Source organism: Microcoleus vaginatus HSN003, assembly GCF_022701255.1.
GTDB classification, from domain to species: domain Bacteria; phylum Cyanobacteriota; class Cyanobacteriia; order Cyanobacteriales; family Microcoleaceae; genus Microcoleus; species Microcoleus vaginatus_B.
This window is the reverse complement of record NZ_CP031705.1, coordinates 538,034-563,868: the sequence shown is the minus strand read 5'-3', so window position 1 is coordinate 563,868 and position 25,835 is coordinate 538,034. Positions and strand designations below refer to the sequence as shown.

28 protein-coding genes are annotated in these 25,835 nt (G+C 45.4%); 11 read left to right on the top strand and 17 right to left on the bottom strand.

Annotated elements, in window-relative coordinates; genetic code table 11:
- Nucleotides 1-28: 28 nt before the first annotated feature.
- Nucleotides 29-421: a tetratricopeptide repeat protein gene (locus D0A37_RS02405; RefSeq protein ID WP_242720611.1), complete on the bottom strand. Its 393-nt coding sequence runs from the start codon at nucleotides 419-421 to the stop codon at nucleotides 29-31.
- A gap of 156 nt (nucleotides 422-577) precedes the next feature.
- Here D0A37_RS02405 and tnpC point away from each other — a divergent pair, with 156 nt between their 5' ends.
- The gene (tnpC, locus tag D0A37_RS02400) at nucleotides 578-1,954 is read left to right on the top strand and encodes an IS66 family transposase (RefSeq protein WP_242718737.1); all 1,377 of its coding nucleotides are present in this window, start codon (nucleotides 578-580) and stop codon (nucleotides 1,952-1,954) included.
- Between the two features lie 124 nt (nucleotides 1,955-2,078).
- Here tnpC and D0A37_RS02395 read toward each other — a convergent pair whose 3' ends face one another.
- Nucleotides 2,079-2,270 (bottom strand): hypothetical protein, encoded by a 192-nt coding sequence (locus D0A37_RS02395; protein ID WP_242720609.1) that lies wholly within the window; start codon nucleotides 2,268-2,270, stop codon nucleotides 2,079-2,081.
- 20 nt (nucleotides 2,271-2,290) lie between these two features.
- Nucleotides 2,291-2,863, bottom strand: coding sequence for a Uma2 family endonuclease (locus tag D0A37_RS02390; protein ID WP_242720607.1), 573 nt, complete (start codon nucleotides 2,861-2,863; stop codon nucleotides 2,291-2,293).
- A gap of 101 nt (nucleotides 2,864-2,964) precedes the next feature.
- Between D0A37_RS02390 and D0A37_RS02385 the strand changes: the two genes are divergently transcribed.
- Nucleotides 2,965-4,233 (top strand): IS701 family transposase, encoded by a 1,269-nt coding sequence (locus tag D0A37_RS02385; RefSeq protein WP_242716299.1) that lies wholly within the window; start codon nucleotides 2,965-2,967, stop codon nucleotides 4,231-4,233.
- A gap of 151 nt (nucleotides 4,234-4,384) precedes the next feature.
- Here D0A37_RS02385 and D0A37_RS02380 read toward each other — a convergent pair whose 3' ends face one another.
- The 4 genes from D0A37_RS02380 to D0A37_RS02365 form a co-directional block, all read right to left on the bottom strand.
- On the bottom strand, nucleotides 4,385-5,182 hold the full coding sequence (locus tag D0A37_RS02380; RefSeq protein WP_242720605.1) for a Uma2 family endonuclease: 798 nt from the start codon (nucleotides 5,180-5,182) through the stop codon (nucleotides 4,385-4,387).
- 179 nt (nucleotides 5,183-5,361) lie between these two features.
- Entirely contained in the window at nucleotides 5,362-6,885 is a 1,524-nt protein-coding gene (locus tag D0A37_RS02375) for an MlaD family protein (RefSeq protein WP_242720603.1), read from the bottom strand.
- A 111-nt stretch (nucleotides 6,886-6,996) separates the two neighbouring features.
- Nucleotides 6,997-7,377 (bottom strand): four helix bundle protein, encoded by a 381-nt coding sequence (locus D0A37_RS02370; RefSeq protein ID WP_242720601.1) that lies wholly within the window; start codon nucleotides 7,375-7,377, stop codon nucleotides 6,997-6,999.
- Between the two features lie 69 nt (nucleotides 7,378-7,446).
- The gene (locus D0A37_RS02365; RefSeq protein ID WP_242720599.1) at nucleotides 7,447-8,229 is read right to left on the bottom strand and encodes an ABC transporter ATP-binding protein; all 783 of its coding nucleotides are present in this window, start codon (nucleotides 8,227-8,229) and stop codon (nucleotides 7,447-7,449) included.
- A 164-nt stretch (nucleotides 8,230-8,393) separates the two neighbouring features.
- On the opposite strand from D0A37_RS02365, the gene D0A37_RS02360 reads away from it, so the two are divergent.
- Nucleotides 8,394-9,797: a gluconeogenesis factor YvcK family protein gene (locus D0A37_RS02360; protein ID WP_242720597.1), complete on the top strand. Its 1,404-nt coding sequence runs from the start codon at nucleotides 8,394-8,396 to the stop codon at nucleotides 9,795-9,797.
- Nucleotides 9,798-9,918: 121 nt separating this feature from the next.
- Nucleotides 9,919-10,359, top strand: coding sequence for a tRNA (adenosine(37)-N6)-threonylcarbamoyltransferase complex ATPase subunit type 1 TsaE (gene tsaE, locus D0A37_RS02355; protein ID WP_242720595.1), 441 nt, complete (start codon nucleotides 9,919-9,921; stop codon nucleotides 10,357-10,359).
- 70 nt (nucleotides 10,360-10,429) lie between these two features.
- On the opposite strand, the gene D0A37_RS02350 is transcribed toward tsaE, so the two are convergent.
- The 3 genes from D0A37_RS02350 to D0A37_RS02340 all read right to left on the bottom strand — a co-directional run bounded on the left by D0A37_RS02350 (nucleotide 10,430) and on the right by D0A37_RS02340 (nucleotide 12,482).
- The gene (locus tag D0A37_RS02350; RefSeq protein ID WP_242720593.1) at nucleotides 10,430-10,768 is read right to left on the bottom strand and encodes a DUF5615 family PIN-like protein; all 339 of its coding nucleotides are present in this window, start codon (nucleotides 10,766-10,768) and stop codon (nucleotides 10,430-10,432) included.
- A gap of 3 nt (nucleotides 10,769-10,771) precedes the next feature.
- Nucleotides 10,772-11,098 carry a DUF433 domain-containing protein gene (locus D0A37_RS02345; RefSeq protein ID WP_242720591.1) on the bottom strand — a complete coding sequence of 109 codons (327 nt, stop codon included), beginning with the start codon at nucleotides 11,096-11,098 and terminating at the stop codon, nucleotides 10,772-10,774.
- Between the two features lie 61 nt (nucleotides 11,099-11,159).
- Nucleotides 11,160-12,482 (bottom strand): dihydroorotase, encoded by a 1,323-nt coding sequence (locus D0A37_RS02340; RefSeq protein WP_242720589.1) that lies wholly within the window; start codon nucleotides 12,480-12,482, stop codon nucleotides 11,160-11,162.
- 89 nt (nucleotides 12,483-12,571) lie between these two features.
- On the opposite strand from D0A37_RS02340, the gene lepB reads away from it, so the two are divergent.
- On the top strand, nucleotides 12,572-13,180 hold the full coding sequence (gene lepB / locus D0A37_RS02335; RefSeq protein WP_242720587.1) for a signal peptidase I: 609 nt from the start codon (nucleotides 12,572-12,574) through the stop codon (nucleotides 13,178-13,180).
- A gap of 172 nt (nucleotides 13,181-13,352) precedes the next feature.
- Here lepB and D0A37_RS02330 read toward each other — a convergent pair whose 3' ends face one another.
- Nucleotides 13,353-14,888: a peptide ligase PGM1-related protein gene (locus tag D0A37_RS02330; protein ID WP_242720585.1), complete on the bottom strand. Its 1,536-nt coding sequence runs from the start codon at nucleotides 14,886-14,888 to the stop codon at nucleotides 13,353-13,355.
- Between the two features lie 366 nt (nucleotides 14,889-15,254).
- Complete coding sequence (locus D0A37_RS02325) at nucleotides 15,255-16,871, bottom strand: glycosyltransferase family 39 protein (protein WP_242720583.1); 1,617 nt, start codon at nucleotides 16,869-16,871, stop codon at nucleotides 15,255-15,257.
- Nucleotides 16,872-17,189: 318 nt separating this feature from the next.
- Here D0A37_RS02325 and recA point away from each other — a divergent pair, with 318 nt between their 5' ends.
- From recA to D0A37_RS02310, 3 genes are all read left to right on the top strand, one after another.
- A complete protein-coding gene (gene recA / locus D0A37_RS02320) occupies nucleotides 17,190-18,335 on the top strand; it encodes a recombinase RecA (RefSeq protein WP_242720581.1) in 1,146 nt (381 codons plus the stop codon).
- 261 nt (nucleotides 18,336-18,596) lie between these two features.
- Entirely contained in the window at nucleotides 18,597-18,851 is a 255-nt protein-coding gene (locus D0A37_RS02315) for a type II toxin-antitoxin system Phd/YefM family antitoxin (RefSeq protein WP_242720579.1), read from the top strand.
- Nucleotides 18,844-19,110: a Txe/YoeB family addiction module toxin gene (locus tag D0A37_RS02310; protein WP_242720577.1), complete on the top strand. Its 267-nt coding sequence runs from the start codon at nucleotides 18,844-18,846 to the stop codon at nucleotides 19,108-19,110. Before D0A37_RS02315 ends, D0A37_RS02310 begins: the two co-directional genes overlap by 8 nt.
- 642 nt (nucleotides 19,111-19,752) lie before the next feature.
- Here the strand turns inward: D0A37_RS02310 and D0A37_RS02305 are convergent.
- Entirely contained in the window at nucleotides 19,753-20,436 is a 684-nt protein-coding gene (locus D0A37_RS02305) for a hypothetical protein (RefSeq protein ID WP_242720575.1), read from the bottom strand.
- Between the two features lie 653 nt (nucleotides 20,437-21,089).
- Between D0A37_RS02305 and D0A37_RS02300 the strand changes: the two genes are divergently transcribed.
- Entirely contained in the window at nucleotides 21,090-21,563 is a 474-nt protein-coding gene (locus tag D0A37_RS02300; RefSeq protein ID WP_242720573.1) for a Coq4 family protein, read from the top strand.
- A 29-nt stretch (nucleotides 21,564-21,592) separates the two neighbouring features.
- Nucleotides 21,593-21,817, top strand: a complete 225-nt coding sequence (locus tag D0A37_RS02295; protein ID WP_083888111.1) for a response regulator transcription factor — start codon at nucleotides 21,593-21,595, stop codon at nucleotides 21,815-21,817.
- A gap of 117 nt (nucleotides 21,818-21,934) precedes the next feature.
- Here D0A37_RS02295 and D0A37_RS02290 read toward each other — a convergent pair whose 3' ends face one another.
- The 3 genes from D0A37_RS02290 to D0A37_RS02280 all read right to left on the bottom strand — a co-directional run bounded on the left by D0A37_RS02290 (nucleotide 21,935) and on the right by D0A37_RS02280 (nucleotide 24,899).
- Nucleotides 21,935-22,831: an alpha/beta fold hydrolase gene (locus tag D0A37_RS02290; RefSeq protein ID WP_242720571.1), complete on the bottom strand. Its 897-nt coding sequence runs from the start codon at nucleotides 22,829-22,831 to the stop codon at nucleotides 21,935-21,937.
- A gap of 217 nt (nucleotides 22,832-23,048) precedes the next feature.
- Nucleotides 23,049-24,497 (bottom strand): D-alanyl-D-alanine carboxypeptidase/D-alanyl-D-alanine endopeptidase, encoded by a 1,449-nt coding sequence (dacB, locus tag D0A37_RS02285; protein WP_242720569.1) that lies wholly within the window; start codon nucleotides 24,495-24,497, stop codon nucleotides 23,049-23,051.
- A gap of 75 nt (nucleotides 24,498-24,572) precedes the next feature.
- Complete coding sequence (locus tag D0A37_RS02280; RefSeq protein WP_242720567.1) at nucleotides 24,573-24,899, bottom strand: (2Fe-2S) ferredoxin domain-containing protein; 327 nt, start codon at nucleotides 24,897-24,899, stop codon at nucleotides 24,573-24,575.
- Between the two features lie 247 nt (nucleotides 24,900-25,146).
- On the opposite strand from D0A37_RS02280, the gene D0A37_RS02275 reads away from it, so the two are divergent.
- Complete coding sequence (locus tag D0A37_RS02275; protein ID WP_242725326.1) at nucleotides 25,147-25,608, top strand: CBS domain-containing protein; 462 nt, start codon at nucleotides 25,147-25,149, stop codon at nucleotides 25,606-25,608.
- Between the two features lie 90 nt (nucleotides 25,609-25,698).
- Here the strand turns inward: D0A37_RS02275 and D0A37_RS28845 are convergent, their stop codons facing one another.
- Nucleotides 25,699-25,827, bottom strand: coding sequence for a hypothetical protein (locus D0A37_RS28845; protein WP_278187139.1), 129 nt, complete (start codon nucleotides 25,825-25,827; stop codon nucleotides 25,699-25,701).
- Between the last annotated feature and the right edge of the window lie 8 nt (nucleotides 25,828-25,835).

Genomic DNA, 25,835 nt, shown 5'->3' with positions numbered 1-25,835 from the left:
ACTTGTTTATTGGCTTACCGATCGCCTACTACTTCCCCTTCGCCTGCGCCAATAGCGCCTTATAATCCGATCGCGCGGGATTTAGCTTCACCAACTTCTCCAAAGGCTCGATCGCCCCTTTCCCATTATTCATCTGCAACCGCACATTTGCCAACCCCTCCAGAGCCGTCTGATTCTGCGGTTCCCGCTGCAAAACCGTCTCATATCCCCGTTCCTGCGCCGCCAGCAAAGATTCCTGAGAAACGGCTACCGGAGCAGATTTTTGCTGGTGCTGGCTGCTCAAACCGCTGCCGAACAGACTCACCATACCAAAAATCGCAGAACCACCAAAGCCAACCATTGATACTAACGCAAAAATCTGCTTAATTCGATCGCCCTTATTAACTGGACGAGGGCTAGATTTTTTCTGTGTGCTTTCCATTGCTAACTCTTGGCCTCGCTGTTTTCCAGGCACTCAAGAAGCGCCTATCTCTAGATTGCCCAAGTTCGATCGCAAAACGATCGCCCTTGGCCATTAAAAATTTTGTAATTGCTCAACCCCCTTGACAAGAAGACGAGATAGACATTAGATAAAGGAATGGAAAAACTCCCCGACTTAAAGCAACTATCGAACGAGGCAAAAGAAGCCTTGATAGTAGAGCTATGGCAAGAAATCCAAAAACTTAGCGCAGCATTAGCCACATACGAACCAAAACCAGGCTCATCTCCCACTAAAACTAGCAAAAATTCCAGCACTCAACCATCCAAAGGATTCAAGCCGAACATTAAGCCGTCGAAAATTCAAGGAATAAAAAGACAAAGAAGCCTAGGAAGAGTCGGAGGGGGAAGAGAACTACATCCTCATCCCGACCAAACAATCATCGCCCAAGTCAAAAATTGCCCCCAGTGTGGAGAGAAAGTCACCGCCGCCACCCAAAAATTGCAATCGGTCTACGAAAAAATCGAACTACCCCCAATTCGCCCGATCATCACCCGAATCGAACGTTATGGTGGTCAGTGTGCCTGCTGTCAGGCTGAGTATGTTGCACCTGTACCATTGGGAATGGAACCAGGTTCACCGTTTGGCAGTTCTATTCAAAGCTTAGTTACATATCTGCGTTACACTCATGCCATCAGCTACGAACGGCTATCGTCCATATTTGCATCTGTCTTTGGACTCAAGATTTCAGTTGGAGCAATCGCCAACCTATTAGAGAAAGTCAAAACGAGTTTAGATGACCAAGTAACTCAAATACTTCATCGGTTGCGGCGGGCAAAATTAATTTGTTCAGATGAAACCAGCGCGAGAGTTAATGGACAGAATCAGTGGGAGTGGGTGTTTCAGAACCAAGATGTTTGTTTACACGTCATCCGTCCGAGTCGAGGAACTGGGGTAATTAACGAAGTTCTAGGAGAACATCGTCCTGATATCTGGGTGTCAGACTTATTTAGCGCTCAAAAAAATCACCCCGCACCACAATGGCAAGTGTGTTTGGCTCATCAACTGCGGGATTGCCAATATGCGATTGATGCAGGGGACAGAATTTTTGCCCCAGCGATGAAGAGGTTATTATTAAGGGCTTTGATCATCCATCGGCAACGGGAGAATATGGATGATACTAGACTCTTGAGATATCGAATAAATTTACAGGAAAGATTAACCAAAATTTTGGATTTAGCACCACAGCATCCCGATGGTATACGGTTACGAAAACGTTACGGTGGGCTGATTGACAATTTATTTCTATTTCTGGAAGATGCGACAATTCCACCCACGAATAATAGTAGTGAACAGGCGATTCGGATGAGCGTGATATTTCGCCGTGTGACCAATGGCTTCCGTTCGGAATGGGGGCGAGATTTGTTTGCTGCCGTTCGTTCAGTTGTTAATACTGGCAAGCGTCAGGGTTTAACTGCTTATCAATCTATTCAACAAGCTCTCTCTACTGATGGCTCCCTTTTTTCCCCTAGTTGAGCAATTACAAAATTTGAGACCACTTCTAGCCGTGGACACAACACCAGAGATTTGTCAAGGACATTTAGGTAACAATAACACGCGGGCGAGCGAGATTGGTGAAGCGCGATCGCACCCTGACTTTTTAGCCGTTACTCTCAGGCAATTGACCAAACCGATCTCGGTAACGCGCTAGCAAAGAATCGAGTTCAGCAGCACACTGGCTTTCCGCTTCTAGTGCTGAGGGTAATTCATCAGGAAGCAGTAATTTTTCTCCATTATCTTTCAGATAAAAACCGATGACTTTTCCATCTATTTCTAAACGCCGTTGCAGCACTTCACGGCGACTTTTAGTAATTAATTGATAGCTATATTCCTGTTGGTAGTATTGAGATTTATCGCCCTTTTGAATTCCTTAATTGCCTCAACATGACTCGGCATATTAACACACCTGACGAGTAAACCAATATCGAGTTCTGGGAGCAATTGGGAACTCGCAATCTCTTCGTATCCTTTCTCTCTGAGAGCATAGAGAGACGGTCGGCTATTTTCCCAAAACCCGACTTCAGGGATTTGCAGCCGTTTGTAAGCCTCTAGCTTATCAATTCCGCCGCTAGTGACGACTACTTCGATCGCTAAATCTGGACGTTCCCTGTCAGTACCCAATTCATAAGACTTGTCTGCTTCACACTTCACCAGTCGCGATTCATTTTCTAATGTCCGAGACTCCGTAGGGGTGAAATCGATTCCTGCCGCCATCATGTAAGTTTCTACCAACGCACCGATACGTCCCTTGGCTGTTTCGGGTTTTCTTCCAGGCATTTTCTGAATCTCCAGTATCCCATCTAAAAAAGACAGCCGAACCCCTGGAATATCCAGCATCGGTTCTAAGGTTTTGAATTGTTCCCACGTTAATCCTGGAAATAGCAACGGCCGATCTAATTTTTCTTTTAACGGGACTTAAACAATAAATCAGAGATAAGTAAGCTATAATGTAAGTAGGGTAAGCATTTAACGTTCCCGTCACACCCATGAAAGAAACCACGCCCGACGCCATGCCCCCATGCTTTGAGAAATGGTGTCATCGGTTCGATGAGGTCTTCAGGCATCAAGCCCAAAAAAAAGGGTTTAGACACTATTTGGGAGGATTATTGGGTCCAAGCGAGCGAAAAAACATCACTCAGATGTCTAATAACGCCGTAGGTGTGGTTTACCACCGATTGCACCATTTCTTGACGGAAGCGACCTGGGATGCCGAGCGGCTCAACGAACGACGCAAAGAAGTGATGCAGGAATGCAATCAAACAAAGCTTAAAAGGGGTTTTACTTTAATAATAGATGATTCGGGACATCGAAAAAGTGGTAAGGAAACTGCTGGAGTCGGTCGACAATATATAGGAGAAGTTGGGAAAACAGACAACGGGGTAGTGGTAGTGACGACCCATTTATATGATGGAGTAAAAAGCCTACCATTAGACGTTGAATTATATCAACACGCGAGTTCACTAGCTGGAGGTAAAGCCGACCCATCATTCATAAAAAAACCAGAGCTAGCATTAAAATTGGTAGAGAAAAGCCTGGAATTAGGCTTACGACCAGGAGTAGTATTAGTAGATGCCGGGTATGGGAACAATAGTACATTTTTGAAGCAATTAGAATCAAAGAAGTTAAAATATGTAGCAGGCTTAGCGAAAAACCGCAAAGTAATTTATCAATTAAAAAGTAATGAAATAAAAGTAGAGACTAGACTAGACGAACTAGCGAAAAGACTTCAGGCACAAGCATTTACAGCGATTCAATTAGATTTAGAAGTCCCAAGAACAGTGTGGGTGGCAACGGTAGAAGTAGAAATGTCAGCCTTTTCAGGAACTAGAACAATAGCTATCGTAATGAATGCTGCTAGTTTATCTGAAGCGACAGAGGTTGACTATTTAATTACTAACGCTGCGGTGACTCAAGCAACAGGGACATGGATAATTACAACTTATTCTCAACGTAATTGGGTGGAAGTGTTTTACCGTGAGGCAAAAGGCTGGTTAGGGCTAAAAGAATATCAAGTGAGAAGCATAAAAAGCCTTCACCGACATTTGATATTAGTTTTTTGCGCTTACACTTTTATTGTTTGGCAACAGTTGACAGGAGGATTGAGACGGCGTTGGGCAAACAAACCTTTAAAGACTTTTACTGATGCTTTGTTAGCTTTTAGAACGGCTATATCTTATAGATTTGTCGGTTGGCTCCAAGATAATGGTGACGTATTTGCCATACACATAGCAGGTTTGGGCTATGTTTGGGCTTGAATTTTGTTCAAGTCCCGTTAATGTTGTTGCCGTCATCCCCATCGCTCCTTAATTGTGGTTATTTTAAATCTCAAACGTCCTTGCTGACTCGATTGGGCAATCAAAATGGGATTGGATTAAGGGCCGAAAGGTCGATCGACCTCTCACACCTTCAAATGCCATCAGGATTGACGCCCTGACTTCTCAAGTATGCCATTAGTCGATCGGCCCTGTGGCGTTCCTCTTCGGCCCTGTGGCGTTCCTCTTCGGCCCTGTGGCGTTCCTCTTCGGCGCGCTGGCGTTCCTCTTCCACCCGTTCGGCACCCCACAGCAGCAAATTGCCATTCTCATCCCACCAGCGCAACCAATAACCAATTCTCTGAGATTTTTCACCTTCCCAAACCCCCAGAAATAAACCCATTGATTCTATCCAGAATCGCTGATTAGCATCCGGTTCTTGCAGTTCGTATTCTCCCGATGTCGAGAGTCTGTACACTTCCAACACTCCCGATTTGGGTTCAAAAATTACATAAATCGGTACTTGCAAAATTCGCTCATAAAACCGCCATTTCCCGTAAGGATATGTCGGTTTATTTGAATATTCACTGCCGTCAGTATCCGATAAAAATTCCATCACTACAGCAGGTACTTCTCCCTCAGCATTAGGCGTATAACTACGGCGAACTTCTCCTGGTTCTGTTGGCAATACCGAGGGAACGTACACCCAATCTGGTGCTTTTACTACTGTTTTGTCGTTAACTTTGACACACAGTCCAAAATTGGAAGCTATTAGCATTGAAGCTAGGATAAATCCTGCGAGATCCAAGGCTTCTCGCAGGGCGGCGGCTAAAAGTGGTTGGTCGATGTTTTCCACAGGATCATCTGGTAATTTAAAGTCATCTGGCAATTTTTCCCAAGTTACAGTATACTGACTTTTGGTTGCGTCCGGTTTCGACAATGTTTGCGTCATTGGTTTTCCTTGTTTCGATAGAAAGAGTTTTTGTTTAATAGGATTTGGACAATAACTTTAATGCCGGGTGCGAAAGGCGCACCTTATTAACTAGCTGTAATCGGAGTGCGTATTGCCCACCTTACTAACTAGAGGAAGTCGCGAATCTTGCAATGGCGGTTATTCAATAATACCCCGTTTTAAGGGGTATTTTCTGGAGCCACTGGTTCTGCTGACCTGGCAGTTTGAGAAGGTATAACAGGCAATTTTTTCGGTTTGTGCAAGCTGGGAAATCCAGGCTCTACTGATTGATTTCTAGCAGGTGTACTCACATTTACTTTTTCAGAAAGGGGAGCTAATGTTTGAGTGACTTTAACTTGCTGTCGCAGTTGTTCTGTCGAACCCAATAAGCCTCCCAATCCGTTAAACAACCTGCGAATGTTGTTGCGGAAAGCCGGATCTCCCGTCAAATCATCCACGTCGGAAGTAATTTTCTGCACGTTCTGAAATGTAGCTCGTGCAGAATCTAGAGTTTGCTGCAATAATAGCAAATTAGCGGGATTGTTTACTTGGCTGGATAAATCTCGCAAACTACCAGAAGCTTGGGCAGCATTCGCTGATAAAACTTCTAAATTGTTCAGCAATTGTCCTTGGTTGATGCGATTAAGTGTCGGACTCAAACTGCTGACAGCTACCCGCAGTTCCTGACTGCTTTGATTGATGTTATTCAGAGTTGAGACTAAACTGGCGCGGTTGGTTGCTACTAAAGAATTGAGTTGGTTGGCTGTTAATGTAACTTGATTGGCGGCTTGAGTTACTGAATTAGCAGAATTTATCGCAGCGGCAGATACGGCTTTTGTGGAAGTGTCCACCGTAGCTGCTACTTTAGAAACATCAGCGCCGACTGCTGATATTTCCGTCTTGAGCGATTGATTTAAGGTGCGGGCTTCTCCCTTTAATGATTGATTTAAACTGCTGGCTTCTCCCTTTAAGGATTGATTTAAGGTGCTGGCTTCTCCCTTTAATGATTGATTTAAACCTGCTATTTCGGTTTTTACAGATTGATTTAAGCTCCCAATGTCTCCTCTGACAGCTTGATTCAAGTTTTTTATTTCGGCTTGGGCAGTTTGAGTTAAGTTCGATAAATCTTGAGTGAGTTTAGCAGCACCTTTAGCTGTGTTGGCTGTATTTTCTGCGAGGGATTTAATATTGTTGAACAGCGCGGGGTCGGTGTAGAAATTAGCTAGGCGGACTGTGGAGCGAATAAGTTCGTCAATAGTGACTCCTGCTTGACCTTTTAAGCGCGCATTTTGGCAGATTATCTCCGAGGGACAGTCAGCACTAAGGGGATTGGCGGTAAGTAACGATTCTGGCAAAATCGACTTGGGGGTAATGTCGATCGACGATTCGCCAATTAAACCGGATTTATTCGCTTCGATCACCACATCCCGGGGAATCACTAAAGTACCGGGGGCAATCTCCAGCGTCACGTCTACGCCGTTGGAACCCGGTTGGAGGGCGGTAATTTTACCGACTGCAACCCCACGATACCTGATGGGCGTGCCTATTTGCATTCCTTGGGCGCTGGCAAATTCTACGGCGAATTTGTAGCTACGGTTCCCTAGCTGCACGCCCCGCAGCCAGAGCACTAAGCCACCAAATAAACCGATTCCTACTAAAATTAATAACCCGACAGAACCTTCTCTTACAGTTCGCGATTGCATATTATCTCCTTAGTCATTGGTCATTGGTCATTAGTCATTAGTCATTGGTCATTAGTCATTAATTATGGGTTATTAGTCATTAGTCATTAGTTATGGGTTATTAGTCATTAGTCATTGAGCATCATTTTTAGGGGATGACCCGATAGATTGTAGGTATGAGTTTAATTGAGGGGCTAAGTCATTAATAATTGCTGTGAATGTATTTACTTGTTGAACGGTTAAAAGGTTTCGAGTGTAAGCTCGTCTCAACCAGTGTTGAGTTTCATATAAAGAACCTCTAGCTATCTTGACAAAGCGTCTGTTGTCTTGATAACTGCCTCGTCCCACTCCTTCTGCTATGTTAGCACCGACGCTATCGGCTGAACGGACAATTTGTTTGCCGATCGTATCTTTGGCAAATGGCTCCCAAGTCTTAACAGTTTGCCAATTTTCATCTGCTAGTCGTTCTGATAATTTATAAACTCGCAATTCCTGAAAACTTTTTGTTGCCATATTACCCTCGACCTTAATGACTAATGACTGCTGACTAATGACTGCTGACTAATGACTGCTGACTAATGGCTATCCAATCGCTTGAATTGGCCCAGTAACGCTGCCGGTAAAAAATTGTTTAATTAACAAATTATCTGTCGATGTAATGTCATTGACAGTTCCCTCCCACTGCACTTTGCCTCGATAGAGAAACACGATGCGATCGGCAGTGCGGCGGATGGTACTGTCTTGGTGAGTGACGATCGCATAAGTGCTGCAAACACCTTGGGCCGCCTGCAAGTCCCTGATTAAATCTTCAATTACCGTCGAAGCGATCGGATCTAAACCCGCCGTCGGTTCGTCGTACAGCAAAACCTCTGGATTATCCCTGTCATTATCAGGATTCGCCATGATAGCGCGGGCAAAACTTACCCGCTTCCTCATTCCCCCAGACAACTGCGCCGGATAGCGTTCGCCAATTCGCGGCAAACCCACCATCTCCAACTTTTCCTCCACCAATTCCCGAATGCGGCGGCGCGGCAGCTTAGAATGCTGGTAAAGTAAAAAACCGACATTCTCCTCCACCGTCAGCGAATCAAACAAAGCCGCTTGCTGAAACACCATCCCAATTCCGATCGGATCTGCCACGTCGTCCACCCATCCGACCCTGCGCTGTCCCTGAACAAAAACCTCACCGGCATCCGGGGCCAACAAACCCGCAATTATCCGCAGAATCGTAGATTTACCCGTCCCGGAAGGGCCAATAATTGCCAGGGCCTCTCCCCGATAAATCCTCAGATCGACTTGATCGAGGATCGGGTTCTGGCCGAAGGACTTACTTACCCCCTTGAGTTCGATTAGTGGCTCAACCATAAGATGTTATCAATAAGTTGTCAGTCCTCAGTCATCAGTCTACCTAATGACTCATGACTCATGACTAATAACTAATTACTTCAATTGACTGCCAGAATCAAAACTCTCTTGTATTGTAAATTTGTCAGCTCGAGCTGTTCCAATACCCTTAAGACTAATTAACCATGTCAATTAGTTCACTTCCTAAAGCCCTCCGCGTCTTGGCTAAAGCCAAGCAGGTTTTTTTTGCCCAATCCAGAAATCCTTACCCCCCTTCTTTGCGGAACGGGCGAGTTCACCAGTGGTTTAAGTGGTTAGCCCCCGGACTGTTAGTGAAACGGTGGCTGCTGATTAGTGCCAGCGGTGTAGTGCTTGCCACTTTGGGTTTAGCGATTTGGACTGGGATGACTCCTATTTTCTTCTTATTGCAATTGTTGAGAAATTTTTTGGCGTGGATTGCGGAAGTTATTCCCAATTACGTGTCGGGGCCGATCATCATTGCTGGCGGGATTTTGTTAATTCTGTGGGGTCAAACTCGCAGTTTGAACTCTATTACTCAAGTGCTGATGCCCGAAGGGAATGAGGAATTGGTCGATCGACTCCTCAACCACCGCCGCTTGCACCGCGGCCCGAAAATTGTGGCAATAGGGGGCGGTACGGGTCTTTCTAACTTGCTTAGGGGATTGAAGGATTACAGTGCCAAAATCACTGCTATTGTCACGGTGGCCGATGATGGGGGGTCTTCCGGGAGGCTGCGGCGGGAAATTGGGGTATTGCCGCCCGGAGACATTCGCAATTGTTTGGCGGCTTTGGCAGATGAGGAAAAGTTATTGACTGAGTTATTTCAATATCGCTTTCAGGCCGGTGATGGTTTGGTGGGTCACAGTTTTGGGAATTTGTTTTTGACGGCGATGAGCGACATTGCTGGAGATTTGGAACAGGCGATCGCCGCGAGTTCTAAAGTTTTAGCAGTTAGGGGAGAGGTGCTGCCAGCTACTCTGAGCGACGTTTCTTTGTGGGCAGAACTGGCAGACGGCCGGAGGATTGAGGGGGAGTCCAGTATTACAAAAGCTAACGGAAAAATCATCAAAATTGGTTGCACTCCTGCTAATCCTCCGGCGTTGCCCAAGGTGGCCCAAGCACTTCGGGAAGCGGATTTTATCATTATTGGGCCGGGGAGTCTTTATACGAGTGTCATTCCGAATTTGTTGGTGCCGGAAATTGCTGATGCGATCGCCAACAGCGAAGTTCCGCGCATTTATGTTTGCAATATTATGACTCAGCCGGGGGAAACTGACGGATACAGTGTTGCAGACCACATTCGGGCGATCGACCGCGCTTGCGGTCGGCCGCTGTTCGATGCTGTAGTCGTTCAAGGAAAAGTCCCTTCTGCAAAGGCTTTGATCCGCTATTCTCAGGAGGATTCTTATCCGGTTGTACTCGATCGAGAAGCCGTAACGCAATTGGGGCGGCGAGTTGTCATCGCCAATGTCATGGATGAAGATCAAAATACGGGTTTAATTCGCCACAATTCTCAAAGGTTGGCGGGAATGTTGCTGCGTTGGTACGGCCGCGCCCAGAACATTTAAGCTGGTGAATGTTGACAGTTGACTGTTGACTGTTGACTAATGTTATTGGTTATTGGTTATTAGCAGTCGCAAGCGAGTAACAAATAACAAATGACTAAGGACTCATGACCTAATTATTGAAATGAAAACTTTGCTTCCCGATTCTGAGGCTACGCGCAAGTTTGGTGTTGCGTTAGGTCGATCGCTCCCTGCCGGCACTGTAATCTTATTACAAGGAGATTTAGGTGCGGGCAAAACTACCTTGGTTCAAGGCATCGCTGAAGGTTTAGGAATCTCAGACTCGATCGAAAGTCCTACTTTCACGCTAATTAACGAGTATTTTACAGGGCGAGTTCCGCTGTATCATCTAGATTTGTATCGACTGGAACCCGAAGAAGCGGAGGCTTTGCACTTAGAAAGTTATTGGGACGGGTTAGAAATGGATTTGGGAATTGTGGCGATCGAATGGGCGGAAAGATTGCAGTACAAGCCCGAAAATTATTTGCAAATTTCTTTAAGTTATCTCGATAACGGGCGGCAAGCTGAAGTGATTGGTAAGGGCGAGTTATTGGATTGGCAATAGGAAAAGTGAGAAAGGGCGATTCCCTACCCTTCGGGAACCTCTGCGGGAAGATAGCTTCGATCGCGCGTACTTACTGCGGACGGTTGACACGAATCAATTTGCCTCTCAAACTTTCTTCACCAGCAATAGCATCATTGATGCGTGTTGCCAACATTTCTACGTTCCGATCTTTCGTACAAACAATAATACCAGTGTGGTCGGGCTGTCGCTTATGCAGTCCGATGAAATCAAACCGATTTAATGTCAAAACAGCTCGATCTTTGCTTATAGCAAATGCTAGCACCTCTGGATCTGGAATCCCAAGTCCTGCTTTTCCTGCTTCCTGAACAGTCAAGATATTGTGACCAAAAGCGCGCAGCAATTGCACAACTGGCAAAGGAAATTGTTCGTCTGCATACAAATTCAGCATGACTCAGGCTTCCTCATTCTTGGAGATTGCTTCTTCGATTTCCTCCAGATGTGCATCAGCATAAGTCCAAACATTGACTAGATCGGCAGCGCTTAGATGGGGATAAAATTGTAGAAGTTCAGAATCGCTTGAACCTTCACGGCGAAAACTTTCAAGCAGCCAAACTGGGATGCGAGTTTTGGCAATGCAAGCATCGCCGCCACACACGTCAGGAGTTTTGGTAATTCCTGGCCAACTATTGTTTAAACTTTGGGTTAAAAGCCGGATGGCTTCAGCTTTCTCAGTCGGAGTTAAGGCCAGGAGTTGTGTTTCTAGTTCTTGAAGAAGCATGGGTAAAATCGCCTTTGCGATGCAGGAATACCCAATTATAACACTTGAGTTAAGTTCATGCTTACTCAGCGTCAAATGTCAAGGCTTCTCCCCTCACATTTGTATCCAATTTACCATTTTCAAAAACAACTTTTCCTCCAACAACAGTCACAACTGGCCACCCAGTCAAACTCCAACCTTCAAAGGAACTCCAGCCGCACTTGCTCGCCATCTCTGCTCCGACCACCGGGCGGTACTTCTCCAAATCAACTAAGACTAAATCGGCGTCAAAACCCGGAGCAATCGCCCCTTTGTTGGGAATCTTATAAGCCTTAGCAACTGCAGCCGACATCCAATTAGCAACTTGAGCAACTGTACATCTTCCCTCTACTGCTTGCGTCAGCATCAAAGGCAAAGAAGTTTCGACTCCGGGCATTCCCGATGGCGTATTTGGATATTCTTGAGCTTTTTCTGCTAATGTGTGCGGCGCATGGTCGGTGGCGATAAAATCAATTACGCCGTCGAGTAAAGCTTGCCAAAGTATTTCGTTATCGCGGGGTTCGCGCAAAGGCGGATTCATCTGAGCTAAACTGCCAATTTTTTGATAGGCGCTGGTATTTAACAACAAATGCTGCGGCGTCACTTCTGCTGTCACCCAACTCGGTTTTTCCTGGCGCAAAAACTCAGCTTCATCCCCCGTTGAAAGGTGCAGAATGTGCAGTCGGCGCTGATATTTATTAGAAAGTTTTACTGCTAGTTGAGTTGCCAATAAAGCTGCTTGATTGTCTTGAATTTGCGAGTGCACAGCCACATCGGAAATCCCGGCAAATTCCTGACGCCTCTGATTGATTCTAGCTTGGTCTTCTGCGTGTACCGCAATTAGTCGATCGCCCTTGGCAAAAATCGCCTCTAAAGTTGCTTCTCCATCCACCAAAAGCTGACCGTGCATCGAACCCATAAACACCTTAATTCCCGGAGTCGGATTCGCATTCAACAAATCCGGCAAATTCTCGGGCGTTGCACCAATAAAAAAGCCGTAATTCACCAAACACTTCTCGGCAGCGCGACTTAGTTTATCATCTAAGGCAGCTTGGGTTGTGGTCAGAGGTCGCGTATTCGGCATTTCCAGAAACGATGTCACGCCGCCTTTAGCGCAAGCACAGCTAGCGGTAAATAAGTCTTCCTTGTGTTCTAAACCCGGTTCCCGGAAGTGTACCTGGGGATCAATTACTCCGGGTAACAGAGTTAAGCCTTTGGCATCTATTTCTCGATCGCCAGATTCGGCAATTTCCGCAGCAACCTTGACAATTTGGCGATCGCAGATTTGCACATCTCCTACCAAAAACTCACCATTGGGCAAAAGAATGCGAGCGCGACGGATTAACAAACTTGATTTAGGAGTCATAAGATACCATTAATTGAGTAAACAGCGTGCTAGCATGGAAGCATTATTAAGTTTATAATTCGTATCCAGCTCAGTCACTACAATACCCTATGACTCGTCTAGACAAGTCAGCCGACGAAAAACCCCCGCAAGACACCGAAAATCCTTGGATCGAAGGAATTAAGACGATCGGCTTAGCAGCATTTTTGGCCTTTGGTATCCGTACCCTGGTTGCCGAAGCACGCTACATTCCCACCGGCTCGATGCTCCCAACCTTACAAATTAACGATCGATTAATTATAGATAAGGTCAGCTATCGATTCCAAGAGCCCCAGCGAGGAGATATTATCGTATTTATGCCTCCTGACCCGGCTAGTTTGTGTACGGGACAGCCACCGCCGATCAAAGATGCCTATATCAAGCGAGTGATCGGACTGCCGGGGGACACTGTGGAAGTCAAAGACGGAAAAGTTTTTATTAACAAGCAGCCGCTACAGGAAAAATATATTGAAGAAATTCCGCAGTATCCCTACGGGCCTGTAGTTGTAGATCAAAATTCTTACTTGGTACTCGGCGATAACCGAAATGCAAGCTGTGACAGCCATTATTGGGGCTTTGTACCCAAGCAAAATATCATCGGTAGGGCAATTGTGCGTTTTTGGCCACTCAACCGCACAGGTTCGATCGACCCCACGCCCCTCTATCCGGCTAAAAATTAGCTCTAGCGGAAGGAAGAAGCAAGAAGCAAGAAGGCAAATTCAATAATAGCAATGGTTTGGGTGATTAAGAACATCCTAATCGTCCTGTCGGTTGCTATACAAAACGCGAGGGGTATTAGATCCCCGACTTCTTGAAAAAGCCGGGGATATAAGCTGACTGACTGGATAAAATCTAAAATCTAAAATCGCCTGACGTTTCGCGATCGAGAACTTTCACAACTTTGTTATACATATCCTCAGCTTCTTGCGGCGAATTGCCGATACTCGTCACTCCCAATTTGCCAAACTCCGACAAACAACCCATTAAATGAAACACACTGCCCGTCTCTGTACCGCTGTCAAAGTGCAGTTGATTGTCCGCAATAATATCCATCAAATCATTCGGTAATAACCCCCGATAGCGCTCTTTTTTCAAATTGTCCGAAGCGACATAATATTTCGGACGGCCCTGCTGGCTGTAAAATAATCCGGTAGTACGCTCGTACCGACCATTTGTTAACAGCTTCAGCGCCATAAACGGATGAGTTGTGCCTCCTTTTCGCAAGTTAATTTCTATTGCTTGAATATCCCATTTTCCATCGGATTGCTTTACCGCGAGAAAATCTACTCCAAATCTCTCTAAAGCCCCTTTTTTAGCTAAGTTTTGCCCTACTTTCCATCCCAATTCCTGCAACGCTATTCGATAAGATTCGTCCGCCGGAAATTGGCAACCCAAGAAAATTTGACCGTCTGGGCCTCCTAAAATTTGGTCGTGGGTTGAAAGAATTTCTACTTCGCCGCTGGGGATAATTCTCCCTTGAACGCTGGGCGAGAACTTTTCTTCTCCTTCGATAAATGCTTCGGCAATTGCCCCTAATTCGGGAATGCGGCTGCTAAAATTTTCCCAGGTTTCGCCCGTTGCTTGAAAGCGCAAATTATGGAAGCTATCGCCAAGTGCCTTCGCTCTTTCTTTAGGCGCTTTACCTGCGAGGGACTTCAGATCTAAAATTGCATTTCCTTCCCCCGAAAAACCTTCATTTAACTTAATTACGATCCGCTGCAAATGCGGCTGCCGTTCCCACAATTGAGCGGCAGCTTCCGCTAAATCTTCCGCATTCCAAACCAACTCCGAACCGTCAGGATAAGGCACGCCACATTCTTTAAAAATTTGCCTGCTACCGCTTTTTGTTCCCCAGTATAAGAGATCGGGATCGCTGGCCCACAAAGGAATCCCCAATTTAACAGATAACTCGCGTTCTAAGGGCGTCGAGTTATAACAAACCATATAAGATTTTGTCGGCCGCACTGCTTGACGAATGCGCTCCATCAAGCGGGGACGATCTAAAATTTTCTGGGTGAGGGATTTGGCAGAAGCATCGTAAGCACTGAATAGCACAAGCCGATCGCGCGCGTGAGAAAACGGAATTCCCGGCAGCAATTGCAGGTAATAATCCACAATCATCGGGTGCAAGGGCTCGGAGGTAATGTAAATTAAGCGCGTGCGCGGATTTCGCAGGCGAATCAATGAAAATAAATGCCGCTCTTCGTAGTGGTAAGCACCCTCAACTTTCTGTATTTCTTGCTGATCTAAGCTGAGAGAAGGAATGATAATAATGTCACAATCTCCGCTGTCGAATTCTTCTATCGCTCGCCAACGTTCGCGTAATTCTGTCTGAAGATTGCGAAATTGCTGTGGGAGTTCGGAAGATGAATTATTTAACTCTTGCATTGTGTTTAATCCTAAGTATTCAAATAATTATTGCTGATGATGTCGGGTGTGTCAGCCCCAATACTTGAGACAACTGACACAGTTTTTTTTGTCTGACGCACTTTACCGGGAATATTGACAAAAATGCCCAAATAGTTATTTAAAGTGCGTCCTGCCCAATATTTGAGGCAATTCAAACAGTTTTTTCTGCCCCCAGCCAAAAACCGATACCGTGCCACCTACTCCTATCGTAAATCTCCAAAAATTTTAGACCAAAGTTTAATCTCCCAGATTCATCTGTGGAATAAATCTAAAATCTAAAATCTAAAATCTAAAATCGACTGACGCACCCTACCGGGGACGCTCGTCCATTTCTGTCCATCTGCTCTAAGAAGCTCGCCGCACTCTAAAAAGTCTGGCATATTCCAATATCGGCTCTAAGCGGCGTTGATTTTGCTTGAGTGCCGATCGCAATTTTTCCGAAGGGCGGAACACCAGGGGAGCCGAATATTTGTTGAGCATCTCGATTTCTGGCGACTGACTCATCAGCATCAGCCGCACATCTTTGTCGAGCAAATAACTCAGAGACAGCAAATCTCCCATGTTCGTAAAATCGTTGCCGCGATCGCTAATTACAATTGTATCTTTAATCGACCGATTAGCTATCGCCTCTTTGTTAATAATTTTCGCAACTTCAGCATTAAAATAGCTCAAGTCTTTGCTCCACCAAGTATCAGAAAAAGCGCTCACCGTACAGGAGGCTACACTTGCTGTAAATACCAAGGCTAAAATGACTTGCCAAAACCGCTGCTGAGTTTTCACGTTACTGGCGAGCAAGTAAGCAACTGCTAGCTGCACTCCCGGAAAGCAGGAAATTAGATAACGGCTGACGGCAGAACGTTTGCCACCTAGGATGAGGTCCGGTAAGGCCAGTATCAAAAAAGGTACAAAAATTGATGTTAAAATAAACAGCCAAGTTGAAGTGCTAGCCGGGCGGCAGATTTTGTAAATGGCTGCCGCAATTAACAGCAAAAATGGCAATCTCAGCAGATAAGTCAAAATATTATCAAACCCGAAGTCGAAGTCAAAAAATAAGGCTGTAAAGCTGAGCGTCCACAATTTGACAAGATACAGCCAACCGGGAGATACTCGCGTCCAATCTGTCGTAGAGGAGGCACGTTCCAGGTTGGTTGCCAGCACGTAAATCCAGGGGATATACAATATTAAAGCTGCTGTTACTGCTAAGAAAAATTGGGAATTTGTGACGTGACCTGGCAATTTTGTTTTTGTGACAAACAACCAGTAAGAAATTATAAAAACTCCGTGTCCAATGAGTGTTAAACAGAAGAAAGGGTGAGTGTAGAAACCAAAGACGATCGCCAGCGAGTAAAATACCCAATCTTGCCAACCCCGCAACCGCACTGCTCTCAGCAGCAGCCAACTGCTGCCAATAACTGTGGCTGTCAGCAAACTGTACTGCCTTGCTGTCTGAGCAAACAATATATCAAAGGGAGATAATGCCAAAAGTGCTGTTGCTAATAACGCCGCCAAATTCGAGGCGAAAAGTTCCTGAGCTAACACGTACATCAAAGGCAACGACAGCAAACTCAATAGTGCTGGCAAACTGCGGGATGCTGTTAGAGAACTGCCAAATTCCTGCATCCACCAACGAGCCATAAGAAAGTATAAAGGCGGATGCTGCGGGTCTTCTAGTGCTAAAGAACTAATTGTGTCTGCTTCTGTACTTCCCGGTTTAATCCGCTGATATTTTTGTAATTCTGGTGCCGGAACAATCCGGTTTTGGAATAGTTCGTCGTCGATTTCTTGGCGGGTGAAACCAGCGGCGCGGATTGATGTGTAAGCTTCGTCGTGCCAGTACAGTTTGCGATCGAGCTCAAAAAAGCGAAATCCGATACCTAGTAAAATGCCGATCGCCAATAAGTTCATCAGCCAGCGGGAATTTTTGGTATTAACAGATGTGTCTTGATGTGTTGTAGATCCCATGCTTGTCCTAATTGTGGCGATTCCCTCCGGGATAGCTACGCTTCACGGAATTTGGAACTGTAGACCATCTTAAACCTCACTCCCAGAGCGATCGATACCAACTACATCCCCCAACCGACAATAATTCTACCCTCTGCCGGATGCCGAATACCTCCTCGCTCAGAGCCTTCTGAAAGCTGGCTCAGGCTGAACTACCCCCAAAACCAAGAATCTTCAGCCAGATCCTCCCAGAACCTCCAGACCCCAAAAATAACTGCTAACATACGTGTTGTACAGTTAATCAACAAGCTCCGCAAGGGGTCTACCCGCGTACCGCAAATGGCAAAAAAAGAAGCGTCTATAAAAACTTCCACTGAAAACTCAGAAAAGCAAAAAGCTCTAACTTCCGTACTCTCCCAAATCGAGCGCAGCTTTGGCAAAGGGGCGATCGTCCGATTGGGAGACTCCACTCGCATGAGGGTAGAAACCATTCCCACCGGAGCCCTGACACTGGACATTGCTTTGGGCGGCGGTTTGCCAAAAGGTCGAGTCATTGAAATTTACGGCCCGGAAAGTTCCGGTAAAACCACTCTAGCCCTCCACGCGATCGCCGAAGTCCAAAAATCCGGCGGTATCGCAGCCTTCGTCGATGCCGAACACGCCCTCGATCCCACCTACGCCTCAGCTTTAGGCGTCGATATTGAAAATCTCTTAGTTTCCCAGCCGGATACCGGCGAAATGGCCCTAGAAATTGTCGATCAACTCGTGCGTTCCGTCGCCGTGGATATCGTAGTAATTGACTCCGTAGCCGCCCTCGTCCCCCGCGCCGAAATCGAAGGCGACATGGGCGACTCCCACATGGGTTTGCAAGCGCGCTTGATGAGCCAAGCTTTGCGGAAAATCACCGGCAACATCGGCAAATCCGGCTGTACCGTCATTTTCCTCAACCAATTGCGGCAGAAAATCGGCGTAACTTACGGCAACCCCGAAACCACAACCGGCGGTAATGCACTCAAATTCTACGCCAGCGTGCGACTTGACATTCGTCGCATTCAAAGCTTGAAAAAAGGTACAGAAGAATACGGCAACCGCACGAAAGTTAAAGTTGCTAAAAATAAAGTTGCTCCGCCTTTCCGTATTGCCGAATTTGACATTGTATTTGGCAAAGGCATTTCTACTTTAGGCTGTCTGACTGACTTGGCCGACGAAATGGGAGTAATTCTGAAAAAAGGTTCTTGGTATAGCTACAACGGAGAGAACATAGCTCAAGGACGAGACAAAGTGATCCAGCACATGGAAAAAAACATCGATTTCAAAAATGAAATTGAGGAGCTAGTTAAAAAGAAACTTGAGACTGGTGCTCTGGTTTCTGCTAATTCTGTCGCTCCTATTGAGGTAGATGATGTAGATGATGTAGATGATGTAGATGGCGTAGATGATGTAGATGATGTAGATGATGTAGATGGTTTGGACGAAGAAATCTAAGTTTTTTAGTCCTCAATTATTACTCGTTTACTGGTTGTTTACTGGTTGTTTACTCGTTACCAGGCTGGAGCGAAAGTAACACTCAACAGCTACCTAGAGCCTCGAATTTAATTTTCGCTCGCGAGGCTCTTCCTCTAGGTATCGGTTCCCAGGCTCCAGCCATAGAACCAGTAAATTGACCGCACATGATATGAGATCGGGATTGCCGAATATATTGCGGATTGCTATACTTGTACAGTAAGTAGTACAAGTGTCAAGTACATGAATATTGTTTCTTTTAGCGAAGCGAGAAATAACCTCAAGGCTGTTTTAGACAGAGTAGTGGAAGATACGGACTATACCATCATCACTAGACGGGATGCGGAGGATGCCGTGGTGATGTCGCTAGAGTTCTTTAATAGTTTGCTGGAAACAGTTCATTTACTCAAATCTCCCGCCAATGCTGCCCATTTGGAGCGTTCTATTGCTCAGTTTAAGCAGGGGAAAGTGGTAGAGCGAAATTTGTTGGATGACTAGAAAGTTAGCATGGACAAATGAGGCTTGGGGCGATTATTTATATTGGCAAGGGCAAGATAAGAAAACCTTAAAACGAATTAACAAGCTAATTGAGGCAACAATCCGATTGCCGTTTGAGGGGATTGGAAAGCCAGAACCACTGAGGGAGAATCTGGCTGGATTTTGGTCGCGGCGAATTGATGATACGAATCGATTAGTTTATGCTGTGGATGACGAGTATCTAACGATTATCTCTTGTCGCTACCACTATTCTGATTGACACCCTCCTTAGCCTGCTTAGCTATGGTGCGGCGTTTTTGTTTAACAGGAAAGTCGGCGATTCTTTGAGCAGTTTAATTTTAATTTTATGACGATAAGCTGTGGCGCACTTAAATTGCATATTCGAGGCGGGCGTCCCGCCCACCCCACAAGAGTTTTATTGTTTTTTGACCTACAATTTAAATCTAGAACAGCTTAGCGAGTTTCTATTTAACGGGCGAGCGTAACTTTGGTCACGCTATGTAAGTTTTGCAGGATAAACAGGGATGAGAGGCTACTCCTTTGCATGGCAATTGTTATGCAGTAATCGATTGTTTAGTAGTGAAGCCACAAAATAACGCGGACTTTTTATTTAAATTGCATATTGGAGGCGGGCGGGACACCCCACAAGAGTTTTATTCTTTTTTGACATACAATTTAAAGCCACAACAGCTTATCCCAACAGAATTGTTTTCAAAATACTCTTTGTAAACTGGATTCATGTCTTGTGGTAAGCTGCGTGGCTCTGACAGCGGAACTGGGAGCATCTCATATTGGTAAAAAGACTTCTTCTGGCTCCTTCCTTCTGCGTTCTGCCTCTTGCCTCAAAACTCCAATTTTGGGCTTGGCTGCTTTCCTTGAGATGCTCCCTACTTACCATCACTTATTCAGGCATAGAAACTGGCTGGAAGTATTGAGAATTAGCGCGCACGTAACAGTTTTGTTTTGTCCGCAACCAGGGTTGACCGTTAGCCATTGTAATCGCATTTACTCCCCTGAGTTCAGCAGCAATTGTATCTCTATTCGCGCGGTAAACTTGTTGAATTGCTCCGTTTGGCGTCTTGCGGCAGTTGAGTTGTCCATCTCGCGACGTGACTCGCCAAGCAGGCCAAGTTGCAGAACCAGCAGTTTCAGTCAACCAAGTATTAGAATTGCTAGAAGTATAGTCGCCACTTGCATTAGGACGCGGTAAAGATTCGACTAAATTTACTTTAAATGTCTGGCCAATAGAAGGACAATTTTCTCCTCGTTTCACCTTCCAAGTAACTTCGGCTCCCAATTGGCTGCTCCTTCCAAATTGACGCCTAACAATGGTAATATCCCCAGAACAAACAATTTTTCTGCCAGGGCCGATCGCACGGTCTTTGAAAGTCCCATTGTAATAGTAAGAGCCTGCTGCTCCTTCGGAACGGGTAATTTGAATGTTGCCCAAAAATTCCCGATTGCCTACTTTGGTCAAGTAAAAACCTCTGCGATTGTTCCCTTTTTCTGACAAGTTTAAAGTAGTTTTACCGTTAGGATTAACATAATTCGTAGCGCTAGCAGCAGCGCACCAAATTAATGACATAACTCCTGTGGACAACAAAATGTAAAGTTTTTTCACAGCAACACCTTATATGATATGAATCTCTACTTTATTTATAGCTGTTGGTGAAAATACTTGACCAGTCGCTCAAATGAGTGACACTCATTTGAGCGACATTCTAACGACATACGGGCAATCCCCCATGATGGCCACTACAAATTCGGCAACCACAGGGGATTGGGACTACTGCGTAATTCCGAAAAATCAACTCTGCATAACTTCACCTTGCTTCACCTTGCTTCAACTCTCTTCACTTGTATGCACCTGCATCACGATGCCTGCAAGCTTCCACTTCTGACTCATTGCAAGTTCCAATAATTAGCAGCAGAATAAATTTATATACGTAAGTAAGGGGGTTCCAATCACCGCTCAATACTGTGGATTTTACTGGTACTTGCCGGTGGGTCAAGTTGCGATTACAAACACTAGGGAGATTTTTACAGGTAGCAGATTTCACATCTAAAAATGTTTGTAAAGAAATGTAAAAGCTCCTGATAGGCGATTGGTTTGACAGAAAGTACGAGGTTTAAGCTGAGTCGCTAAAAAAAATCGTATTGATTCATGGCAAAAATGAACTTGACAAACACAAATTAATTTGCTCGCAACTTAAATCATTGTTGAAGGGAGAATAAATTATGGCTGACGGTCAATTGGAAGTTATATTAAAGATGGCTCAAACAATTAATCCTCAAATTGAGAGCGATCGACATTTTGAAATCGACTTGGCAAAATTGCGCCAACTACCAGCAGGAACATTAGGGTGCGAAGTGGCGCGATTTCTAGACAAACAAGGCTTTGAGCCGATCGCATCGGGAGACTGGATTCAGCGAAACCACGACGTTTGGCACGTGCTGACAGGTCTTTCGGCTTCAACAGAAGATGAATTTATACTTCAAGCGTTTACTCGCGCTCAAGTATTTCGTCCTTCTTGTGCAATTTTAGTGTTAGTTGGACTGATCAGCGGCAAATGCGCGATCGGACAAATTATCAAAGGCTTAAAACACGGAAAATTAGCCACTCGGCTAATTAATTGGGACGTTGCATCTGATTGGGAAACTCCTTTATCTGAAGTTCGAGAAAAACTCGGAATTCTACCCTTAATTGATTAGATTTTAACTCATTACCTCATTGCAAAAGTATGCAAAGCACAAGTTACAAACCGGAAATTAGCCTGAGTCCACGCGAAAGAGCGATCGCGCAATTAGTAGCCCAAGGGCTGCCCAACAAATGTATTGCCAAAAATTTAAATATCAGTCACTGGACGGTTGCTACTTACGTGAGGCGGATTTTTATCAAACTCGGTGTTTGTTCCAGAACTGCGATGATTGCACTGCTGATCCAAGAAAATTTGCTCTGGGACTAATAAATAAGTAGCGTGCGCCAGATATTAAGAACGGGCAAGATGCCCGTTCCACAAAAATTCAATGTTCTTGTGGAACGGGCATCTTGACCGTTCTTATTTGCAAGCGTTAATTTTTTTCTATGCCACAGCCAAAGAAGGAGAAGAATTTCTCAGAAAACTCAGCAATTCTCGATTCACCGTTTGTGGCGCTTCCTGCTGAATCCAGTGACCGCAGTGAGGGACTAATTTCAACTTAAACGGAGCCGTAATTAATCTGTCTAAACCTTCTACAAGTTTGTGACTCAAAAACGCATCTTCTTCTCCCCAAAGCACCAAAGTAGGCACTGTCACAGGTTCTAATTTCTGCCCCAAATTCCAAAGCCTCTGCGGATGAAACATCTGCCGATAATAATTGATAGCGGCGGCTAATACTCCCGGCTTTTCTAAAGCAGTCTGATAAATCTTAGTTTCCTCAGCGCTAAAAGCTCCTTTGCGAACAGCTTGTCCTTGGAAAACATTGTGCACAAAATCTTTCAAGTTTTGCCGAATCAACCATTCGGGAATGCCAGGCACTTGAAACGCCAAAACGTACCAACTGCGGCGGATTTGATCTAAATTGCTCGCCATTTCCTGCACGAATCGCTGCGGGTGCGGAGCGTTTAAAATTGCCAAGCGGTTGAGTTGTTCGGGGAATTTTTGAGCTAAGTGCCACGCAATCACCCCTCCCCAATCATGACCTACAACGTGAGCTTTTGTATAACCCAGGCTCGTAATCAAACCGCGAATATCTGCGCTCAGCGTATCTAAATCATAGCCACTTTCCGGCTTGTCGGAATCGTTATAGCCCCGCAAATCCGGCACTACCACCTTGAAATGACGCGCTAAAGCAGGGATTTGATGACGCCAAGAGTACCAAAACTCTGGAAACCCATGCAGGAGGAGAACAAGCTCGCCTTCTCCTTGAGAAACACAGTGCAGGCGGATGTTGTTGGTTTCGACAAAGATGTGTTGCTGTTCGGAATCTAAAGAATTCATAGTGGGAAAGTTAGATTTATTTTCGGGAAGTACACAACCCGCCGACTGGTAGCAGGCTAAAACTTCCCAATGGTGTTAATTTTTCTACTTTTATTGTAGCTGCTTTTCGATCCCCGTCGGTGTAATCTAATGAAACTTAAAACTTGTAGGGTTTTTGGGTTCCCGGTTTTTTAGGTGTAACTACTGAGCTTAACTTTCTCACCTTAAATCTGTTGTTTTAACAGCGGCGCAGGCGATTCAATAATAGGACAATTTCGTCCGTCGCCGATCGCATTTTTGCAGCCGATAGGTCAGATTGATTGACGATAATGCTAAACACCAGCGGCTCGTAATTCGGAACTTCGATATATCCCGACAGCGCCGAAACTCCACTCATAGTTCCTGTTTTTCCTTGCAAAATTACGCGGTTTGGTGTAATATTAAAACGATTTTTCAAAGTGCCGCTCTCGCCAGCGATCGACAGTGACTGGCGGTAAATCGATGCAGCAGGTGAATTAGCCATCAATCTCAAAGTTTGCACCAAGGCTTCTGGACTAATTAAATTGTGGCGAGACAAGCCCGAACCGTCGGCTAATATGTAGGTGTTGGGATTTACTCCTAATTGAGTTAAAACTGTCTTTAGCTCTTTCAAACCGCTTTCACCTGTATCCTCTTGTGGCACAGGCATCTTGTCTGTAAGTTTTCCCAGCAATCTCAATAAAACTTCTGCATAAAGATTGTTGCTTTCGCGATTAGTTTCTCTCACCAATTCAGCCAGCGGCGGCGATTCAACGGTCGCTAATTCTTGATTTAAATTGCGAGAAGCCGATGCAACTAAACTCTGTTTAACAGGAATTCCCTCAGTCGCCAGGGCTTGTTGAAAATACTGCAAAAAATTATTAGCGGGGTTGACAACTGCGACATAAGCTGATTCAGGTTCGCCACCAACTTTCAACTGTCCGCTCACTCGAATTATAGGTCGATCGAACTCCCGGCCAACTTCAATAAACTCAGATTCGCTTTGGGCGACTGTTACTGAATTGTTCTGAAGTTGCCACTGATTTGCCAGTTTTGGTTCGGCAAAAGTAACTTTCAGAGGTTGCCCAAGAGCCTGCGGGGACAAGAGAAGGTCGATCGCGTTTTGATTGAAAATTAAACTGTTAATCGGCGCTCCGTAGCCTGCTTGCGCGTCTTCCCATTCCCAATTCGGATTGACTGCACTGCCTTGAAAATAGCTGTCATCGCCAATCAACTCGTTTACTTGACTGATTCCTCGCTGTTTCAACTGCTGCGCCAAAGATTTCAACTGAGCCTCAGCAATGCTCGGATCTCCCCTGCCGGCAACGTACAAACTTCCATTTTCGTCGCTGTAAACCGAAGTCTTAATCCGAAAATCTGCACCGAGTTTCTGCAAAGCAGCGGCTGTGGTTAGCAGCTTGACATTTGATGCCGGAATAAAATATTTTTGGCTGTCGCGGCTGTAGAGAGTAGTAGTAGAAGATAGAGGTTGAATCAAAATGCCCCAGCGCGATCGGCTAAATTCGGGACGATTGGCGATCGCATCTACTTGGGCACCCAAATCCGCAGGACAAATATCCCCAGCAACCGCCGACGTTTGAGCAGTAACCGCCGACGGACGCCCCAGAATTAGGACTAAAAAACTAAGCGCAATTCCTTGGATTTTCAAAGTACCAGTTCCTTAACAATAACTATTAAAAGTAGATGCGCCAGAGCTTGGAAGTTTCACCGAATCAAGTCAATACTAATAATAATAACGCGCATGAATTCTCGGATTGAACAGCGCCTCTACAGGTTTTCCCTCTTTGAGGTGATCTTCCACAATCAACGGTACATCACTCGGTTTAACTCGACAATACCAAATTTCGTCCGGGGTAACTCGTACAGTCGGGCCAGTGGTGCACTGTCCCTGACAGCTAGTAGCCTCAACTTTCACCCCTGGAACTTGTTGAGCTTCAAAAGCCGCTAGCACTGCTGCTGAACCATTTTTCAGGCAAGATAGATACTGGCAAACCAATACACAGCGCGCTTCTGGTTGGGAGTCTGGTTCTCGGGCTGGAGATTCTGGCATTGGTAAGGATTTATCCGCTCTTTAAGATATCTTAACAATCTTGTCAGGTCGATCGCTCGCCAGAGGGAGGCAAACGGCCGAATTTTATAGTGCGATCGAAAAAAACAGCAAAATTCTGGCATTCAAACTTTTTCCTTCCTTCTACCTTCTAACGAATCCCTTCAGCAGATCTGCCTTTCTTCAGTCTGTTGTGCCGCGCTTTCCCGATATGATCGATTTAGAGCAACAACTCAATCAACCGCTAATCATGCCAAAAACAGTAGCCGATGTAATGAGCCGCGAGCCGATTTTGGCGCGACCCGAAATGCCCTTGAACGAAGCGATTAAAATTTTAGCCGATCGACGCATTAGCGGTCTTCCCGTCGTAGATGAGAATGACTTGTTGGTAGGAGTCATCTCCGAAACCGACTTGATGTGGCGGGAAAGCGGCGTAACTCCGCCCGCTTACATTATGGTGCTCGACAGCGTAATTTATTTGGAAAATCCTTCTCGTTACGAGCGAGAACTGCACAAGGCTTTAGGACAAACAGTAGGAGAAGTGATGAGTACAGAACCAGTTACCATCGGGCCCGACAAATCTGTCCAAGAAGCTGCCAAACTGATGCACGATCGCAGCATCCCCCGATTGCCGGTGCTCGATCCTGCGGGCAAAGTAATCGGCATCCTCACTAGGGGAGATATTATTCGCTCGATGGCTGCAGAACCTTAATTAACGGTTGCAGTTCCAGGACTGTATCCGAAAATGAGTCAATCGCTCTTTCAATCTCGCTGACTTTTGGCAATTACCAATTATCTAGATTCACGACACGGAAGTCAGGAATAGACGCAGAGCAATTTTTTCTTTCTTGCTTCTTCTTCTTCCCTCTTCCTTCTTCCCTCTTCCTTCTTCCTTCTTCCCTCTTCCTTCTTCCCATTTACCAATTATCAAATTTAAAA

Bases quoted from the DNA above. Each gene is read 5' to 3' on its own strand.
- D0A37_RS02375 (WP_242720603.1), bottom strand. From the start codon at position 6,885: ATGCAATCGCGAACTGTAAGAGAAGGTTCTGTCGGGTTATTAATTTTA.
- tnpC (WP_242718737.1), top strand. From the start codon at position 578: ATGGAAAAACTCCCCGACTTAAAGCAACTATCGAACGAGGCAAAAGAA.
- D0A37_RS02350 (WP_242720593.1), bottom strand. From the start codon at position 10,768: ATGCTGAATTTGTATGCAGACGAACAATTTCCTTTGCCAGTTGTGCAA.
- D0A37_RS02325 (WP_242720583.1), bottom strand. From the start codon at position 16,871: ATGGGATCTACAACACATCAAGACACATCTGTTAATACCAAAAATTCC.
- D0A37_RS02385 (WP_242716299.1), top strand. From the start codon at position 2,965: ATGAAAGAAACCACGCCCGACGCCATGCCCCCATGCTTTGAGAAATGG.
- D0A37_RS02300 (WP_242720573.1), top strand. From the start codon at position 21,090: ATGGCTGACGGTCAATTGGAAGTTATATTAAAGATGGCTCAAACAATT.
- D0A37_RS02315 (WP_242720579.1), top strand. From the start codon at position 18,597: ATGAATATTGTTTCTTTTAGCGAAGCGAGAAATAACCTCAAGGCTGTT.
- D0A37_RS02290 (WP_242720571.1), bottom strand. From the start codon at position 22,831: ATGAATTCTTTAGATTCCGAACAGCAACACATCTTTGTCGAAACCAAC.
- D0A37_RS02365 (WP_242720599.1), bottom strand. From the start codon at position 8,229: ATGGTTGAGCCACTAATCGAACTCAAGGGGGTAAGTAAGTCCTTCGGC.
- D0A37_RS02340 (WP_242720589.1), bottom strand. From the start codon at position 12,482: ATGACTCCTAAATCAAGTTTGTTAATCCGTCGCGCTCGCATTCTTTTG.
- D0A37_RS02295 (WP_083888111.1), top strand. From the start codon at position 21,593: ATGCAAAGCACAAGTTACAAACCGGAAATTAGCCTGAGTCCACGCGAA.
- D0A37_RS02275 (WP_242725326.1), top strand. From the start codon at position 25,147: ATGCCAAAAACAGTAGCCGATGTAATGAGCCGCGAGCCGATTTTGGCG.
- recA (WP_242720581.1), top strand. From the start codon at position 17,190: ATGGCAAAAAAAGAAGCGTCTATAAAAACTTCCACTGAAAACTCAGAA.
- lepB (WP_242720587.1), top strand. From the start codon at position 12,572: ATGACTCGTCTAGACAAGTCAGCCGACGAAAAACCCCCGCAAGACACC.
- D0A37_RS02370 (WP_242720601.1), bottom strand. From the start codon at position 7,377: ATGGCAACAAAAAGTTTTCAGGAATTGCGAGTTTATAAATTATCAGAA.
- D0A37_RS02280 (WP_242720567.1), bottom strand. From the start codon at position 24,899: ATGCCAGAATCTCCAGCCCGAGAACCAGACTCCCAACCAGAAGCGCGC.
- D0A37_RS02305 (WP_242720575.1), bottom strand. From the start codon at position 20,436: ATGTCATTAATTTGGTGCGCTGCTGCTAGCGCTACGAATTATGTTAAT.
- tsaE (WP_242720595.1), top strand. From the start codon at position 9,919: ATGAAAACTTTGCTTCCCGATTCTGAGGCTACGCGCAAGTTTGGTGTT.
- D0A37_RS02330 (WP_242720585.1), bottom strand. From the start codon at position 14,888: ATGCAAGAGTTAAATAATTCATCTTCCGAACTCCCACAGCAATTTCGC.
- D0A37_RS02360 (WP_242720597.1), top strand. From the start codon at position 8,394: ATGTCAATTAGTTCACTTCCTAAAGCCCTCCGCGTCTTGGCTAAAGCC.
- D0A37_RS02310 (WP_242720577.1), top strand. From the start codon at position 18,844: ATGACTAGAAAGTTAGCATGGACAAATGAGGCTTGGGGCGATTATTTA.
- D0A37_RS02345 (WP_242720591.1), bottom strand. From the start codon at position 11,098: ATGCTTCTTCAAGAACTAGAAACACAACTCCTGGCCTTAACTCCGACT.
- D0A37_RS02380 (WP_242720605.1), bottom strand. From the start codon at position 5,182: ATGACGCAAACATTGTCGAAACCGGACGCAACCAAAAGTCAGTATACT.
- D0A37_RS02405 (WP_242720611.1), bottom strand. From the start codon at position 421: ATGGAAAGCACACAGAAAAAATCTAGCCCTCGTCCAGTTAATAAGGGC.